Source organism: Arthrobacter sp. TJ-265 (assembly GCF_058269135.1).
In genome coordinates this window covers 75,260-91,740 of sequence record NZ_JBZCND010000001.1, presented here as the reverse complement: position 1 = coordinate 91,740, position 16,481 = coordinate 75,260, and the positions used below count along the sequence as shown (strand labels likewise).

13 protein-coding genes are annotated in these 16,481 nt (G+C 70.3%); 4 read left to right on the top strand and 9 right to left on the bottom strand.

All coding sequences use genetic code 11. From position 1 onward, the window contains the following. Positions 1-82 precede the first annotated feature (82 nt). The 3 genes from AC4D2E_RS00420 to AC4D2E_RS00410 form a co-directional block, all read right to left on the bottom strand. Positions 83-1,804 (bottom strand): alpha/beta fold hydrolase, encoded by a 1,722-nt coding sequence (locus tag AC4D2E_RS00420; protein ID WP_490951349.1) that lies wholly within the window; start codon positions 1,802-1,804, stop codon positions 83-85. A 28-nt stretch (positions 1,805-1,832) separates the two neighbouring features. Then, on the bottom strand, positions 1,833-2,936 hold the full coding sequence (locus tag AC4D2E_RS00415) for a fatty acid desaturase family protein (RefSeq protein ID WP_490951348.1): 1,104 nt from the start codon (positions 2,934-2,936) through the stop codon (positions 1,833-1,835). A 146-nt stretch (positions 2,937-3,082) separates the two neighbouring features. After that, positions 3,083-3,385 (bottom strand): hypothetical protein, encoded by a 303-nt coding sequence (locus AC4D2E_RS00410; RefSeq protein ID WP_219815718.1) that lies wholly within the window; start codon positions 3,383-3,385, stop codon positions 3,083-3,085. A 297-nt stretch (positions 3,386-3,682) separates the two neighbouring features. Here AC4D2E_RS00410 and AC4D2E_RS00405 point away from each other — a divergent pair, with 297 nt between their 5' ends. Continuing rightward, the gene (locus AC4D2E_RS00405) at positions 3,683-3,982 is read left to right on the top strand and encodes a hypothetical protein (RefSeq protein WP_490951347.1); all 300 of its coding nucleotides are present in this window, start codon (positions 3,683-3,685) and stop codon (positions 3,980-3,982) included. 72 nt (positions 3,983-4,054) lie between these two features. Here the strand turns inward: AC4D2E_RS00405 and AC4D2E_RS00400 are convergent, their stop codons facing one another. The 4 genes from AC4D2E_RS00400 to AC4D2E_RS00385 are packed head-to-tail and all read right to left on the bottom strand — an operon-like array spanning position 4,055 to position 9,469. Beyond that, positions 4,055-6,391, bottom strand: a complete 2,337-nt coding sequence (locus AC4D2E_RS00400; RefSeq protein ID WP_490951346.1) for a beta-xylosidase/alpha-l-arabinosidase — start codon at positions 6,389-6,391, stop codon at positions 4,055-4,057. Between the two features lie 2 nt (positions 6,392-6,393). Beyond that, positions 6,394-7,212 (bottom strand): carbohydrate ABC transporter permease, encoded by an 819-nt coding sequence (locus AC4D2E_RS00395; RefSeq protein ID WP_490910112.1) that lies wholly within the window; start codon positions 7,210-7,212, stop codon positions 6,394-6,396. Next, a complete protein-coding gene (locus tag AC4D2E_RS00390; RefSeq protein ID WP_104168000.1) occupies positions 7,212-8,159 on the bottom strand; it encodes a carbohydrate ABC transporter permease in 948 nt (315 codons plus the stop codon). Before AC4D2E_RS00390 ends, AC4D2E_RS00395 begins: the two co-directional genes overlap by 1 nt. An 8-nt stretch (positions 8,160-8,167) precedes the next feature. Beyond that, positions 8,168-9,469: an extracellular solute-binding protein gene (locus tag AC4D2E_RS00385; RefSeq protein WP_490951345.1), complete on the bottom strand. Its 1,302-nt coding sequence runs from the start codon at positions 9,467-9,469 to the stop codon at positions 8,168-8,170. Positions 9,470-9,633: 164 nt separating this feature from the next. Between AC4D2E_RS00385 and AC4D2E_RS00380 the strand changes: the two genes are divergently transcribed. Together AC4D2E_RS00380 and AC4D2E_RS00375 are read left to right on the top strand one after the other, a co-directional pair. Then, on the top strand, positions 9,634-10,692 hold the full coding sequence (locus tag AC4D2E_RS00380) for a LacI family DNA-binding transcriptional regulator (protein ID WP_219815717.1): 1,059 nt from the start codon (positions 9,634-9,636) through the stop codon (positions 10,690-10,692). An 86-nt stretch (positions 10,693-10,778) separates the two neighbouring features. After that, on the top strand, positions 10,779-11,939 hold the full coding sequence (locus tag AC4D2E_RS00375) for an ROK family transcriptional regulator (RefSeq protein WP_490951344.1): 1,161 nt from the start codon (positions 10,779-10,781) through the stop codon (positions 11,937-11,939). 108 nt (positions 11,940-12,047) lie between these two features. Here the strand turns inward: AC4D2E_RS00375 and AC4D2E_RS00370 are convergent, their stop codons facing one another. After that, a complete protein-coding gene (locus tag AC4D2E_RS00370) occupies positions 12,048-12,287 on the bottom strand; it encodes a DUF3073 domain-containing protein (RefSeq protein ID WP_104167997.1) in 240 nt (79 codons plus the stop codon). Between the two features lie 308 nt (positions 12,288-12,595). Here AC4D2E_RS00370 and AC4D2E_RS00365 point away from each other — a divergent pair, with 308 nt between their 5' ends. Next, the gene (locus AC4D2E_RS00365) at positions 12,596-13,780 is read left to right on the top strand and encodes a septum formation family protein (RefSeq protein ID WP_490951343.1); all 1,185 of its coding nucleotides are present in this window, start codon (positions 12,596-12,598) and stop codon (positions 13,778-13,780) included. 10 nt (positions 13,781-13,790) lie between these two features. Here AC4D2E_RS00365 and clpB read toward each other — a convergent pair whose 3' ends face one another. Next, a complete protein-coding gene (gene clpB, locus AC4D2E_RS00360; RefSeq protein WP_490951342.1) occupies positions 13,791-16,409 on the bottom strand; it encodes an ATP-dependent chaperone ClpB in 2,619 nt (872 codons plus the stop codon). Positions 16,410-16,481 lie beyond the last annotated feature (72 nt).

The following is a 16,481-nucleotide window of genomic DNA, read 5'->3' as shown; positions in this document are numbered from 1 at the left end:
GGCTACGCCCACTGATCGACCCGGGCCCACCGGCACCGTCCGCCCACGACGCGCCGGGGCGGGGCCGGACGGCGAGCATCGATCATGCGGTCCTGCGCCGCTGCAGGAAGTCGACGACGGCGGTGGCCACGGCGCCGGCGGCACTGTGGTGCGCGGCATGGGGCGCGCCGTCGATGGCGGCGGATTCGCCGCGCTGCGCGGTGCGCGCGAGCCGGTCCGACCACGCAGCGCCGGCGACGACGTCACGTGAGCCGCGCAGGACGAGCACGGGCTGTTCCACCCGGGGCAGCCGGTCCTCGAGCGGATAGCTCATCGCCAGTCCGAGCTGGGAGACGTACCACCGCGGACCGCACCGCAGGACATCCAGGAACTGCACCATGCTCAGCAGCGGCTTCTCGAAGACGGAGTTGACGCCCAACCTCAGGGCCTGCTGGCGGGCGGTGCGGCGCTCGACGTCCACGGCGGCACCGATCAGCACGAGGTGCGAGACCAGGTCCGGGCGTTCGACGGCCAGCTCCGTCGCACTCTGCGCGCCCATGGAATGTCCGACGACGACGCAGGACGATGCCCCGGCTTCGTCGAGGAGCGCCCCGATCAGCTCCGCCGTCCCCTCGTTGGTCGTCGCGTGCGACGGCCGCCCCGTCCATCCGTAGCCCGGCAGATCGATGAGGTGCACCTCGCCGTGGGCGGCGAGGAGGGCGCCGAGGCGGCGGAAGTACCGGTGGGACATGCCGATGCCGTGGATCAGCACGAAGACCGGCGCAGGTGTCCCGCCGTCGGGCCCGGTGCGGGCCGCGGCGGAGTCGTGGCCGTCGGGATAGGAACGGCACTGCCTGTCCTGCACCGTGACGCTCCGCATCTCGAGAACCTCCTCGGTCGCGTACGGCCCGGGCGGGTAGGTCCTCGACGAGCGGGTGAGATGTGTCGGTGTCTCTCCTGCCAGGCGTGGAACACCGGCCGGCGCCGATGCCCGGAGCCCCGCCCCACGATCGGGGAGGGAGTCGAGAATCGCCTCCGCGATGTCCACGGCGCCTCCCCGGTGCGCCGTGTGCGGCCGGCCGGGAAGCTCGACCAGGCGCCCGTGGCGTGCCGTGCGCGTGAGCTTCTCGCACCAGTCGCGGCGCGAGATGATGTCGCGGGTCCCCCGGACCACCAGGACGGGGCAGGCGACCAGGGGCAGCCTGTCGTCCAGTCGGTACCCGAGCATGACCGGCAGTTCCTTCAGGTACCAGCGGATCCCGCAGCGTGCGTACGCTCCGCCGACCATCAGGTTGTTGACGGGGGGTTCCACGAGCGAATCCGCGGCGAGCATCAGGGCATGCTCCACCACGGACCGGCGTGCGGTGTCCGTGACCGGACCGATCAGCACCAGCTGGGAGACGAGATCGGGTCGGCTGATGGCGAGCTCGGTGACGAACTGGGCGCCCATCGAGTGGCCGATCACCACGCACCCCTGCGCGCCCTCCTCGTCCAGGGCGCGTGCGAGAACCGCCGCGTAGGCGTCGATGCCGAGCTGATGATCGGGAGTCGGCGTCCCGCCGAAGCCGGGTAGGTCCACGACGAGGGTGTCGCCGTGCTCGATGAGTGCGCCCTGCAGCCTGTCGAAGTAGCGGTGGGACATACCGAGCCCGTGCACGAGCACGAAGAGCCGGCGCGGGCCCCCCGGTTCCGGTGCCCGCCGGGCACGATGCACGCGACAGGACAGTTCGTCGCGCACCGGCAGATCGGCGGTCGCGGCGGTGCCGTCATGGGTGCTGTCCTCGGTGCTGTCATCGGTGGTGACAGGGGCGTGTATCGGGTTCACAGTAGTCCAGTGGTTCGGGATCGGGCGCTCAGGGGCGGCGGTAGCGGGTGAGCATGGGGCAGTCGAAGGGGTCGCGGGCAGCGAGGCCGACGCGGTTGAGGTAGGCGATGACGGCGGCGTAGGAGGCGGTGACGCCGACTTCGGTGTAGGGCACGCGGAGGCGTTCGCAGTGCTCCTTCACGATGACCGCGGCGCGGCGCAGGTGCGGGCGCGGCATGTCGGGGAAGAGGTGGTGTTCGATCTGGAAGTTCAGGCCGCCGTAGGCGTTGTTGATGAAGGCCCCGCCGCGGATGTTGCGGGAGGTCATGACCTGTTTCTGGAAGAAGTCCAGGGTGCTGTCCTTCGGGACCACGGGCATGCCCTTGTGGTTGGGGGCGAAGCTGGCGCCCATGTAGAGGCCGAACACGGCCAGTTGCACGCCCAGGAACGCGAACGCCATCCCGGCGGGCAGGAACCAGAACAGGACGCCGAGGTAGGCGCCGAACCGGGTGGCGAGGAGGGCCAGTTCGATCCACCGGCCGGGGATGGTGCGGCGGGCGAACAGGGTGGCGATGGAGCGGGCGTGGAGGTTGAGGCCTTCGAGCAGCAGCAGGGGGAAGAACAGGTAGCCCTGCCGGCGGGTGATCCAGGCCTGGAGGCCGCGGGCCCTGGCGGCGTCCTCTGCGAGGAAGGAGATGGTGTCGACCTCGATGTCGGGGTCCTTGCCGCGGGTGTTGGGGTCGTTGTGGTGGCGGGTGTGCTTGTCCATCCACCAGGCGTAGCTGATGCCCACGACACCGGCGGCGAGGATCCGCCCGGACCAGTCGTTCGCGCCGCGGGTGGTGAAGATCTGCCGGTGGGAGGCCTCGTGGGCGAGGAACGCGACCTGGGTGAGCAGGACACCGAGGACGGCCGCGATGAGGAGCTGGAACCAGGTGTCGCCCAGCAGGGCGAACCCGGTCCACGCCGCGCCCAGGGCCAGCGCCAGGACCGCGAACACCGTGAGATAGAACCGCCGCCGCCGGGTCAGCAGCCCCTCCTTGCGGACCTGCTTCAACAGCACCGAGTACGACGCCACCACGTCATTGGGCCGGGACAGACGGACCGTACGCGAGGCTGCAGGCATGGGGGGCGGGACGGCGAGATCGCTCATGAAGGTCCTTGGCGGTCGTGGCGGGTACTGCGCGGGTCAGGGTCGGTGCGGCGCTGACCGGTGGCCGTCAGGATCGAGCGGGCAGGTGCGCGGGATACAGCTCATCCCCGTGCCTGGGATTCCAGGCACGGGGATGACGATGCGGGCTATGCGTTGTAGTACTCGCGGCTTCCGGACTTCGCCAGTCCGCGGGACACCATGTAGCCGATGGTCAGGTACGTGATCAGCTGCATGGCGTCGCGCCCGTCGAAGATGTCGTCGCCGCCACCTTCGCCATTACCGACCATCACGGAGGTGATGACCGTGGCAAGGACCATGGCGACGTAGGCGAAGAACTCGGTGGTCTTGGTGGAGGCCTTCGTCTCGGTCGAGCGGCGGGTCTCCACCGCATGATCACCGGTGCCGGTGTTGTTCGAGTGGGCGTTGTTGTGCGCGTTGTTGTTAGCCAAGGGGTTCTCCTGAAGAAAGGGGGCCGGATTCCGGCGATGGACGCCCTGATCGGGCTCGTCCTGTGCGGGCGGGAGGTCCGCAGTGTGCTCTACGACCGCCCCACACCCTTGACGCTACGGTGTCGGGACTAGAATAGCAAGATGGCTTACTAATTCGGATCCGCCCACCAGCGCCTCCTCGCAGAAGGTAGGCTTGCTTGCACTAAGTGTCCGCCTGGGGCTGTTCCGGTTCCCCGGTGGTGTTTTCAAGAGCACGGACATGAATCGTTCACCGGTCGAAGCCCGAGCAGGCATTTCATGACCTCGCAGACCCAGCAGCAGAGCGCCTGGCTTGCAGCCCATCACGCGGAACTGACCGCCGGCGACCTGTGGCTCCATTACTTCAGCATCGGTGGATACCTCACGGAATTCGAGCTGGACGCCTACCTGCACGGCATGCTCCCGATCCCCCAGGGCGAGGGCAACACCGTGGCACTGGCCCTGAACGAACTGATCGACGATCTCCCGCGACGACCCAGGGCCGAATACGTGCAGGGTCCGTCGGCGGACCAGCGCCCGCCCTCGGCCCCCTGCGGTGGGGCCCCGGCTGACGAGTAGGTCATCCGGCCGGCCCGGGTGTGACCCGCACCCGCCGGAGCAGGCGCGGGTCGTCGCCGGGCGACGTTCCCGTCAGAGTGCCGTGACCTGCACGCCGCAGTGCAGCCGGCGTGTGTGGTCCACGGACCGCACGCCCCCGGTCAGGGTGAGGGGCAGGGCCGCGCGGAGATCGCTGCTCGATGCCCCCAGGCGCAACTCGAGTGCTCCCGGTTCGACGATCCGCCCGCCGTCCCTGCCGGTGAAGGACGTGACATCGGCCGGGACCGTGAAGGTGATCCTGGCCGAGGCCCCCGCACCGAGAGCGACCCGCGCGTAGCCGATCAGGCGCTGCACCGGTCGTACGACGGACGCCACCGGATCGTGCAGGTACAGCTGCACCACCTCGACGCCGTCGCGCTCCCCGGTGTTCGTGACCGTGACGTGGACGTCCACCTCGCCGTCGGTCGCCGCGGTCTCGGCGGTCGCCGCCGCATCCGACCAGGCGAACCGGGTGTAGCCCAGGCCGTGACCGAAAGCGAAGGCCGCCGTCGGATCGATGTTCGACACCCCGCTCGCCTGCGCGAGCGGCGCGGCCAGATAGGTGGACGGCTGGGCGCCCGGCGACCCCGGGATGCTGACGGGCAGGCGCCCGGCCGGGTTGATCCGCCCGCTCAGCACACCGGCGACGGCGGCTGCGCCCTCCTCGCCGGGGAAGAATCCCTGGACGATCGCGGCCGCGCCGTCCGCCGCTGCGCCGAGTGCGTACGGCCGCCCGGTCAGCAGGACGACGACGACGGGCTTCCCCGTCGCGAGCAGCCCGTCGAGGAGCTGCTGCTGGACGCCCGGGAGCTCCAGCGATTCGGCGTCGCACCCCTCGCCGCTGGTGCCGCGCCCGAACAGGCCGGCCCGGTCGCCGAGGACGGCGACGACGACGTCGGAGCCCTGCGCGACGGCGAGCGCCTCGTCGAAGCCCGTGGTCGCGGTCCCGTCGATGGTGCAGCCGGCAGCGATGGTGATGTCGCTGTCCGGGAACTCGCCCTGGAGCGCTTCGGCGACCGTCGGGATGGCGAGGCCGATCTCGACGTCGGGGTGCTGCTCGCCGACATGTGCCGGGAACGAGTAGCAGCCGAGGAAGGCGCGATGCGTGTCCGCGTTCGGCCCGATGAGCCCGATGCGCGGCGTGGCGGCGAGCGGGAGGATGTCCTCGTTGCGGACCAGGACGATCGACTGCTCGGCGAGCTCGCGGGCGATGGCCCGGTTACCCGGGGAGTCGAGGTCGACCACCGGCGCACCGCCGCCCTGGAGTGCCGGCGGGACGGGCGACCAGTCCGCGTCGAGGAGGCCCAGGTCCAGCTTCTGCCGCAGCACCCGCCGGAGGGCGCGGTCCACCAGACCCTCGTCGAGCCGGCCGCCGTCGATCTCCGCGATCAGGTGCTCACCGAAGGTGTGGATGGTGGGCAGCTCGACGTCGACCCCTGCCGTGAGTGCCGCGCCGGCTGCTTCACCGAGGGTCGCGGCGACGCGGTGGAGCTCCTTGAGGAACGCGATGCCGAAGTAGTCGGCCACCACGGTGCCGTCGAAGCCCCAGGTCTCGCGGAGCAGGGCGGTGAGGAGGGACGCGTCGGCCGCCGTCGGTACGCCGTCGATGTCCGTGTACGCGTGCATGACCGAGCGCACGCCGGATTCTCGGATGGCCATCTCGAACGGCGGCAGGAGCACGTCCGCCCGCTCGCGGTCGCCGATGGACACGGGGGCGAGGTTCCGGCCCGCCTTCGACGCCGAATAGCCGACGAAGTGCTTGAGCGTGGCCACGATCCCGGCCCGCTCGAGCCCCTGGACGTAGGCGGTCGCGATGGTGCCGATGAGGTAGGGGTCCTCGCCGATGGTCTCCTCGACCCGGCCCCAGCGGGCGTCGCGGACGACGTCGAGCACGGGGGCGAGGCCCTGGTGCACGCCCACCGAGCGGAGGTCGGCGCCGATCGCGGAGGACATGCTCCGGACCAGGTCCGGGTTGAACGTGGCACCCCAGGCGAGGGGTACCGGGTACGCCGTCGCCTTCCAGGCGGCGAAGCCGGCGAGGCACTCCTCGTGCACGAGGGCGGGGATGCCGAAGCGGTTCGCGGCCGCGATCCGCTCCTGCGAGCGCTGCAGGGACAGCGCGCCGAGGCCGGGTTCCACCGGTGCGGTGCCGAAAGGGCGCGTCAGCTGTCCGAGGCCGTGCGGCAGGAGGTCGTCGAGGTCCACGGCCTCGTTCATCTCGTGCTGGTGCGGGGCCACCTCCCCGCCCTCGGTGTTGGCGCCGACCCACACGCCGACCAGCTGGGCGACCTTCTCGCGGAGGGTCATCGCCCCGATCAGGGTCTCGACGCGGTCTGCGGGGGCGGCGGCGGTGTCCCGCCAGGGGGCGTCGTTCAGTGTTGTCTCGGTCATGATCACTTTCCGCCAGCGCCCATGAGGCCCTGGACAAGCGCGCGGCGCGCGAAGAGGTAGACGAGCAGGACGGGCACCATCGAGAGGGTCACCGCGGCGAGCAGCCCCGGGATGTTGATGCCGTACTGGGTCTGGAAGTTGAAGAGGCCGAGGGTCACCACGCGGGTGCTCTCGGACTGGGTCAGGATCAGGGGGAACAGGAAGCCGTTCCACGCCTGGAGGGCGGAGAAGACCGCGATCGTGGAGATCCCGCCCTTGGACAGCGGGAGGACGAGCCGGAAGAAGGCGCGCGCGGGGCTCGCCCCGTCCATCGCCATCGCCTCGTACAGCTCTCCCGTGATGTCGCGCATGGTGCCGCTCAGGATGAGCGTGCAGATCGGCAGGGCGAACGCCGCGGTGGGCAGGATGATGCCGATCAGGTTGTCGTAGAGCCCGACGGAGTTGATCAGGTAGAACACCGGGACGATCACGGCCTGCGCGGGGATGGCGAGGCCCAGCAGGAAGAACCGGAACACGAACGACGCCGCCCTGCTCTGGCTCCGCACGATCGCGTAGCTGAGCGGCGGGACGAGCAGGAGGACGATCGCGACGACACCGACCGTCACCACGACGGTGTTGAGGAAGTACCGGCCGAACCCGCTCGTGATCGCGTCCGCGTAGTTCTGCAGCGTGAAGCTCGTGGGGAAGGACAGCGGTCCGTTGTCGCCGAACTCCTCCCGTGTCTGGAAGGTGCCCGAGAGCATCACGTACAGCGGGATCGCGACGATCAGCAGCCAGACGAAGGAGCCGATACCGGCGACGTAGTTGGGGCGCGTTTTCATCAGAGGCCTTCCAGCGAGCTGTTCATCTTGTCGTAGCCGGACACCTTGACCACCACGAGGGAGATCAGGGTCGCGACGACGACGAGCACCAGGGCGATCGCGCTGCCGACACCGAAGTCGAAGCTCTGGAACGCCGTCTGGTACATGTAGAAGGCGGTGATCGTGGTGTCCGTGCCGGGTCCGCCGTTGGTCAGGATGAGCACCGTCTCGAAGGTCGTCAGACCGCCGACCACCATGAGGATGATCGAGGTGATCGCCGTGTTCCGCAGCTGCGGCAGCGTGATGGAGAAGAACTGCCGCACCATGCCCGCGCCGTCGATCGACGCGGCCTGGTAGAGCACGGCCGGGATGTTCTTGGCCGCACCCTGGTAGATGAGGGTGTGGAAGGGCGTGAACTGCCACATCCCGACGAAGATCAGGACGCCGATCGCGCCGGCCTGCGTGCCGAGCAGGTTGCCGTCCCCGAAGAGCCAGGGCAGCTGGCCCGGGATGCCGAAGTTCGGATCGAGGAGGGCCCGCCACAGGACGGAGATGGCCGCCGAGGAGAGCAGCAGCGGGATGAAGTAGATGGCGCTGAGGACGGCGCGGTTGCGCTGGTTGCCGGCGGCCCACACGCCGAGCAGGATGCTCAGCGGTGTCTGCGTGATGACACCGAGGACGATGAACAGGAGGCTGAGCCAGAGGCTCTTCAGCATCACCGGATCGGCGATCAGCGTCTTCCAGTTCTCGAGTCCCACGAATTCGGGATCCCCGAGGCCGCTCCACGAGGTGAAGGACAGCACGGCGACCGCGGCCAGCGGCACGAGGGCGAAGAGGGCGAAGAAGATGGTGGCGGGCAGGGCCCAGGCGAAGCCGGGGCGCCCCACGGAGGAGGCGCCCCGGCGGGCCGGGCGGCTCGGTGTGGAGCCGCCCGGCGTCGCCTGCCTGCGCGTTGCAAGCGTTGTCATAGTGTGTCCTACAGGCCCTGCATGGCCTGGATGAAGCCGTCTTCATCGATCTGGCCGCTGAAGAACTGCGCGATGGCCGTGTGGATGGTCACCGTGGCCTCGGGCGGGTACGCCTGGTCCCAGGAGAGCTGGAAGTGCGGGGCGTCCTGCACGAGGTCGAACTGGTACTTCGCGTACTCGGGGTTGGAGGCCTCATCGAGGAACTCCTCGGTGTTGGTGGTGGTGGGCAGGTTGCCGATGGCGATCTGCTCCTGCACGAATTCGTCCGAGTACATGAGCTTCAGGAACTCGGCCACCTCGTCGGGGTACCGGGTGTCCTTGTGGACCGAGTAGAAGTTGTTCGTGTTGCCGGCGAGGTTGGCGGGGTCGCCCTCGCCGCCCTCGATGGCGGGGAACTCGCTGTAGCTGAGCACGTTCTCCGCGAACTCGGGGTTCGCGTCCAGGTGGGTCGCGTAGGCCCAGGAGCCCATGAGCTCGAAGCCCGCCCGGCCGCTGGAGAGCAGCGTGGGAGACCCGCCGTCGGTGAACTTCACGGAGTCGAAGTTGGTCCCGAAGGCACCGGCGTCGATCAGTTCGCGCAGCTTGCCCAGCGCCTCGCGGCTCTCCTCGGAGTCCCAGACGCTGGTGTCGCCGTCGAGCGCGGCCTGGAACAGATCCTCGCCCGCCACGCGGTCGAAGACGTACTGGAACCACATCTGCGTGGGCCACTGGTCCGCGCCGCCGAGCGCGATCGGGGTCACGCCTGCGGCCTTCAGCTTCTCGACGGCCTCCAGCAGTTCGTCCCAGGTGGCCGGGGGTGCGTCGATGCCGGCCTGCTCGAGCACCTCGGAGTTGTTGAAGAGCATCACGGGCTGCGTACCGCGCATCGGGATGCCGTAGCTCTTGTCGTCGATGACGGCGGTCTCGAAGACGGAGGGCAGGAAGGCCTCCTTCAGCTGAGGGTCCTCCTCGATGAAGTCGTCGAGAGGCATGAGCAGGTCGGCCTTCACGAAGTTCGCGATGCTTCCACCGCCCCAGTTGAAGAAGATGTCGGGGGCCGACTCGGTGTCGATGATGGTCTGCAGCTTGGTCTGGTAGTCCGCGCCGGGGATCGTGTCGAGCACGATCTTCACGTCGGAGGTCTCGTTGAACTTCGCCACCATGGCCTCTTCGACCTTGTTGCTGGCGTCGCCGTACACGGCCAGGTGCAGCTCGTTCTCGGGCCGGCTCGACGCGTCTCCGCCTCCCCCACCGCACCCCGCGAGGGTGAAGCCCAGCATCAGGACCGCGGTGCCCGCGAGACTGCGGGACATCCAGGTTCGGTTGTTCATCGTTGAACGCCTTTCGAAAGTTTCGACGATATGGCCGAAAGTTATGTAATGCGTTGAGTGTATGTAGCGCCCCTCCGGAAACGCAACACGTGCTGTGCGGCGGGTCACATTCTGCGACGAGCGGCAGCCTGCCCGCGGAAAACGGCGAGGGTATGCTGTGGGTCATGTCGATCCCGGCCAAAGAACCGCGTGTCACCCTCGCCCAGCTCGCGACGGTGGCCGGTGTCTCCCTGTCCACGATCTCCAAGGTTCTCAACGGACGCGCCGACGTGTCTCCGACAACCCGGGCGAAAGTTGAGGAGCTCCTGGAGCAGCACGGCTACCGGCGGCGCAAGGTCTCCGCGGCGAAGGCGGGCCTGGTCGAACTCGTGTTCCACGAGCTCGAGAGCGCCTGGGCACTCGAGCTCATCCGCGGGGTGGAGAACGTCGCCCGCGAGCACGGCATGAGCGTGGTGCTGACCGAGACGGGCACGCGGCACGCCCCCGGGTCCGAATGGATCGAGGGTGTGATGTCGCGGCGGCCCGCCGGCGTGGTCCTCGTGTTCTCCGACCTGCCACAGGACTTCCGCGGCAAGCTGGACGCCCGCTCCATCCCGTTCGTCATCATCGACCCTGCCGGGGACCCTTCCCCGGACGTCCCGTCCGTGGGCTCCGCCAACTGGGCGGGCGGCATGATGGCCACACGCCACCTGATCGACCTCGGGCACACGCGGATCGGCGCGATCAGCGGACCCGAGGACATGATGTGCTCCCTCGCCCGCATCGACGGCTACCGGTCCGCCATGGGCATGGCCTCCCTGCCGATCGACCCCGACCTCATCCGGTACGGGAACTTCCATGTCGACGGCGGACGCGACCACGCCTTCTCGCTGCTGCGCGGCCCCCAGCCGCCCACGGCGATCTTCGCCGGCAGCGACCTGCAGGCGCTGGGGGTGCTCGACGCCGCCCGGCAGATCGGACTCCGCGTCCCCGAGGAGCTGTCGATCGTGGGTTACGACGACCTGCAGCTGGCCCAGTGGTCCAGCCCCGCCCTGACCACGGTGCATCAGCCGCTCATCCAGATGGCCGAGGAGGCCACGCGCATGGTCCTGCGGCTGCGGGACGGCGAGCGGCCGAACAACCTCCGGCTCGACCTCGCCACGAGCCTCGTGGTGCGCCAGAGCACCGCGGGGCCACCCCCGTCCCGTGCACGGGCAGCCCGACCGGCACAGCAGCGCGCCTGACCGGCCGCCCGCCGGAAGGGGTCTGGATACGATAGGGCCAGGCAACGCGCAGGAGGCTCCTGCAGGACGAAGGAGAACCCGAGGCTGTGCGGTCACTACCCAATGGGACGAACGGGACCGAGGGTCTGCGCGCGCAGAACCTCTCCCAGATCCTCACGATGGTCCACCGCAGCGGACCGCTGTCCCGCTCCGAGCTCACCCGGCGCAGCGGCTTCAACCGCTCCACCGTGGGCGCCCTGGTGTCGGCGCTCACCGAGAAGAACCTCGTCCGCGAGACGGAACCGCCCGTCGGCGGCCGGGTGGGCCGTCCGAGCCCCATCGTGCAGGCGAACCCGGACGTCGCGGTGATCGCCGTCAATCCCGACATCGATGCCCTGACCGTCGGTGTCGTGGGGCTGGGCGGCCACGTCCACGCGAGGGTGCGCCGCGAGACCCGCGGCATCCCCTCGCTCGATGACGCGGTCGGGCTCACGCAGGAGATCGTGGCGGGCCTCGAGCCCACCCTGGCCGGGCTCGACCGCCTGCTCGGAGCCGGGATCGCGCTGCCCGGGCTCGTCAATGCAGGGACAGGGCGCGTGCTCGTCGCGCCGCACCTCGGCTGGCACGACGCCGACCTCACCGGCCCCTTCGGCGGCGCCCTCGGGCTGCCGGCCGTGGCCGCGAACGACGCCTCCCTCGGATCGCTCGCCGAGAGCATCTTCGGCGCGGCGCTCGGCGTCGACGACGCCGTCTACCTCAACGGCAGCGCGAGCGGTATCGGCGGGGGCATCGTGAGCGGGGGCGCGCAGCTGGTCGGCAGCCGGGGGTACGGAGGCGAGCTGGGCCACACGCTCGTCGGCCCGGCCGGGCGGGCGTGCCACTGCGGGCGCGCGGGCTGCCTCGACGCCGAGGTCCGCCTCGAGCGGCTGCTGGAGGCGGCCGGACTGGACGGCGGCGGCATCGAGGCCCTCGAACGCGTGCTGTCGGGTGACCCGCCCGAGGCGGTGCGGGTGGAGGCCGACCGGCAGCTGGAGCTGCTCGCCGTCGCGCTCACGGACTTCGTCAACATCTTCGACCCGGAGCTGATCGTCCTCGGCGGATTCCTCGGGTCGCTCGTCGCTTTCCGGGGCGAGCAGCTCGTGGAGGCCGTCAATGCGGGCTCGCTGGCCGGGCGGGTGACGGTGCGGCGCGCCGCGCTGGGCCCGGAGCTCCTGCTCGTCGGTGCCGCGGAGCTGGCGTTCCAGCCCCTCCTCGCCTCGCCGTCCTGATGCCTGCCGACATCCGGGCACGCAGAACGGCGCACCGCCCCCGGAAGGGCGATGCGCCGCGTGGTTCAGGATGCGCTGTTCAGTTCATGCGGGATCGACCGACCGGGGTCAGCCGGTGCGGCGCGAACCGCTCTCCTCGCCGTCGTCGTCGAGCTCGTCGGCGTACTTGTCCGCATACTCCGAGTAGTCCGGTTCGACCGGCTCGAGAGGTTCGGTACGTCGGGTGGATGCACGACTACCCGGGCCTGTGAGCTCTCGCTGCAGTGCCGAATAATCAGTGGCCGGGCTGAAGTACTTCATGTCCCTGGCCTGCTTGGTAGCTTTTGCCTTTTGACGGCCGCGCCCCATGGCGTGACCCCCTTTGTGCGTCGATCCGAGGTGGTCACTGGGGCACGAGGCCCAAGGCTGCAGCGAGGCCCCGGAGTATTTGGTCGTTTTGTCGTAAGTATAGGTTACATGTTTTCGAGGGGACCCGAGTGCGCGGCCGCCGAGGTCCCGTGGGAGGACCGCCGACCACCGGAGCGCGGTGCGCGCTGCAGGATCTCCGCTGGACCGCCTCTCCGCAGGTGATCTTGGATAGAGTCGACTCGACGTCGGAGCGCCGGCCATGGTAGTGGCCATCCGGCACCAGGAGTGCAAGGAGACGACAGCCCACCATGAGCAACGAGGAGCAGGCACCGGTGGACCCCGGTCACGAGCCAGGAGCGGACCGCAGGGAGGACCCCGAGAGCACGGCGGCGCCCGATCCCGACACCGCCGTGCTGGACCCCGACACGGTGGTCCTCGACGATCCGGACATCGCCGGCGAGGCGCTCGAGCCGGAGCTGACCGTGTCCGCGGACACCCTGGATCTCGAGGAACCCGCCCTCGGACCCGCGCAGATCAGCCCGGAGGTCGCGGAAGCGGCGTCGCTCGACGCTGCTGCCGCCGAAGCCCGCGCCGTCGCCGCCGAGGCCGAGAGGGCGGGGACCCTGGTGGGCGGACCCATGCCGGCCGATGCCCCGTCCGTCGAGGCCGCTCCGGCCGGCACCGCGCCCGCGGGAGGGACCGCCGGTGATCCGGCGGGCTCGGCGGACGGCACCACGGAGAGCAGGCCGGAGGAAGCGGGGGTGCCGGAGGAGGACCCCCTCGGGGGGGCCTACGCCCTCCCTCCGCAGGGCGGCGCGCCCGGCACGGACCATCCCGGCAGTGCTCCCGGCAGTGCTCCCGGCAGTGCTCCCGGCACCGGCCCGGCACGCACCGGATCCTCGGCCCCGGGGGTCCCCGGAGAAACCCGCGAGGACCGGGACGCCGCATCCCGCACCAGCCGGGGCCCGACGGCGGCGGGGGACGAACCGGCGGCCGAGGAGCACCCGACGCGGGATCGGACCCGCTCGGGCAGCGGTGTCGTCCCGCTCCTGCTCCTCGTCGGCGCCGCTGCCGTGCTGCTCGGGCTCCTCGTCTGGCTGCTCGTCTCGCTGCTGAGCGGATCGGAGGACGAGGGCCGCGTGGACCCGTCGTCGCTCGCGGCCGGGGAATGCCTCGCGGAGTTCACGGGCATCACGGAGGAGGCCGTCCGGGTCGACTGCTCCGAGCCGCACAACGCGCAGCTCGTGGCGAGCGAGGACTACGCCGACGACGCCGAGTTCGCGGGACGCGACCGGCTGGGCCTGCGCGCGGACGCGGCGTGCGCCGCGGCATCGGCCGGCATCGACCCGGACGTCGCCACCGAGGAGCTCCAGGTGACGCTCCTGCACGCCACGCCCACGGAGGGGACCTGGGCGGACGGGGACCGCCGCGTGGACTGCTTCGCGGTCGTCGAGGACGGCGGTCCCGTCAGCCGGAGCCTGCTGGCGCGCTGAGGGATGCCGGTCAGCGGACGGCGTGCACCAGCAGGCCCTCGGCGTCGGACCCCCCGAGGGCGTCCACGTCCGGTTCGGGCCGGTCGACGAGGACGGTGTCGCCGTCGACGATCTCCCCGGCGAGGATGCCCTTCGCCAGCCGGTCACCGATCTCGCGCTGCACGAGCCGGCGGAGGGGGCGGGCCCCGTACGCCGGGTCGAACCCGGTGAGGGCCAGCCATTCGCCGGCCGCCGCCGTGACATCGAGTTCGAGCCGGCGCTCGTGCAGCCGGTCACCGAGCGCCCTGACCTGGAGGTCCACGATCCTCGAGAGCTCATCGAGGCTCAGCGGATCGAAGACGACGACGTCGTCGAGCCGGTTCAGGAACTCGGGCCGGAAGTTAACGTTCACCGCGGACATCACGGCGGCGCGCTTCGCGGCGTCGTCGAGGGACGGGTCCACGAGGAACTGCGAGCCGAGGTTGGACGTCAGGACGAGGATCACGTTCCGGAAATCGACGGTCCGGCCCTGGCCGTCGGTCAGCCGCCCGTCGTCGAGCACCTGCAGCAGCAGGTCGAAGACCTCCGGGTGTGCCTTCTCGACCTCGTCCAGCAGCACCACGCTGTACGGGCGGCGCCGCACGGCCTCGGTGAGCTGTCCGCCCTCCTCGTAGCCCACGTAGCCCGGAGGGGCACCGACGAGGCGCGCCACGGAGTGCTTCTCCGAGTACTCGGACATGTCGATCCGGATCATCGCGCGCTCGTCGTCGAACAGGAAGTCCGCGAGGGCCTTGGCGAGCTCCGTCTTGCCCACACCCGTGGGCCCGAGGAACAGGAAGGACCCGGTGGGGCGGTTGGGGTCCGAGACACCGGCCCGCGCGCGCCGGACGGCGTCGGAGACCGCGGACACCGCCCGCTGCTGACCGATCAACCGGGCGCCGATGACCTGCTCCATGGCGAGGAGCTTCTCGCTCTCGCCCTGCAGCATGCGCCCGGCCGGGATGCCCGTCCAGGCGGAGATGACCTCGGCGATGTCGTTCGCCGTGACCTCCTCGGCGACCATCAGCTCGGGGGTGGTCGCGGTCTGCTCCTCGGCGGCCTGGGCCTCGCGCAGCTCGCGTTCCACGCGCGGGATCTCGCCGTACAGGATGCGCGACGCCGTCTCGAGGTCGCCTTCGCGCTGGGCACGGTCCGCCTGCGAGCGCAGCTCCTCGAGGGAGGCCTTCAGGTCACCCACGCGGTTCAGGCCCGCCTTCTCCGCCTCCCACCGTGCGTTCAGGGCGTCGAGCTCCTCCTGACGGTCGGCCATCTCGGCCCGCAAAGCCTGCAGCCGCTCGAGGGAGGCCTCGTCCTTCTCGCGGGAGAGGGCCATCTCCTCCATGTGCATGCGTTCGAGCGAGCGGCGCAGCTCGTCGATCTCCACGGGCGCCGAATCGATCTCCATGCGCAGGTGCGAGGCGGCCTCGTCCACGAGGTCGATCGCCTTGTCCGGGAGCTGCCGCCCGGGAATGTACCGGTGGGAGAGGGTGGCCGCGGCGACGAGCGCGGAGTCCGCGATGGAGACCTTGTGGTGGGCCTCGTAGCGCTGCTTCAGCCCGCGCAGGATGCCGATGGTGTCCGCCACGGACGGCTCGCCCACGTAGACCTGCTGGAACCGCCGCTCCAGCGCCGGATCCTTCTCGACGTTCTCGCGGTACTCGTCCAGCGTCGTCGCGCCGATCAGCCGGAGTTCGCCGCGCGCCAGCATGGGCTTGAGCATGTTGCCGGCGTCCATCGAGCCCTCGGACGCGCCGGCCCCCACCACGGTGTGGAGCTCGTCGATGAACGTCACCACCTGGCCGTTCGACCCCTTGATCTCCTCGAGGACCGCCTTCAGGCGCTCCTCGAACTCGCCGCGGTACTTGGCGCCCGCGATCATCGACCCGAGGTCCAGGCTGATGAGCCTCTTGCCGCGGAGGGATTCGGGGACGTCCCCGGCGACCATGCGCTGAGCCAGCCCCTCGACGACGGCGGTCTTGCCGACGCCGGGCTCGCCGATGAGCACGGGGTTGTTCTTGGTGCGGCGGCTGAGCACCTGCACCACGCGGCGGATCTCGGCGTCGCGGCCGATGACCGGGTCGAGCTTCCCGCTGCGGGCCACCTCGGTCAGGTCGACGCCGAACTTCTCGAGCGCCTGGAAGGTGTTCTCGGGATCCGGCGTGGTGACGCGCTTCTCGCCCCGCACACCGGGCAGCTCGGCAGCGAGGGCCTCGCGGGTGAGTCCGACGGAGCGCAGGATCCCGCCCGCCGCTCCCCCGTCGGCCGCCAGGGCCAGGAGGAGGTGCTCGGTGGACACGAACTGGTCCCCGAGCGTCTCCGCCTCCTGCTGCGCCGCGCTGACGACCTGCAGGGCGCCGCGCGAGAACTGCGGCTGCGCCACGGACGAACCGGACGACGACGGCAGGGCCTTGATCGCTGCGCTCGCCTGGACGCTCACGGTGTCGGGATCCGCGCCTGCCGCCCGGAGCAGGGCGACGGCGATGCCGTCCCGCTGGTCGAGCAGCGCCTTCAGAAAGTGCGGCGCCTCGATCTGGGCGTTGCCCGCCGTGGACGCGTTCATCGCAGCGGCTGACAGCACCTCACGGCTCTTGGTGGTGAAGTTGGTATCCACGCGCGGTTCCTTTCTGGCCTGGTGGAGATCCTGGTGACGCCTTGAGTGTACTCGACTCAACTTTGTCGGGGA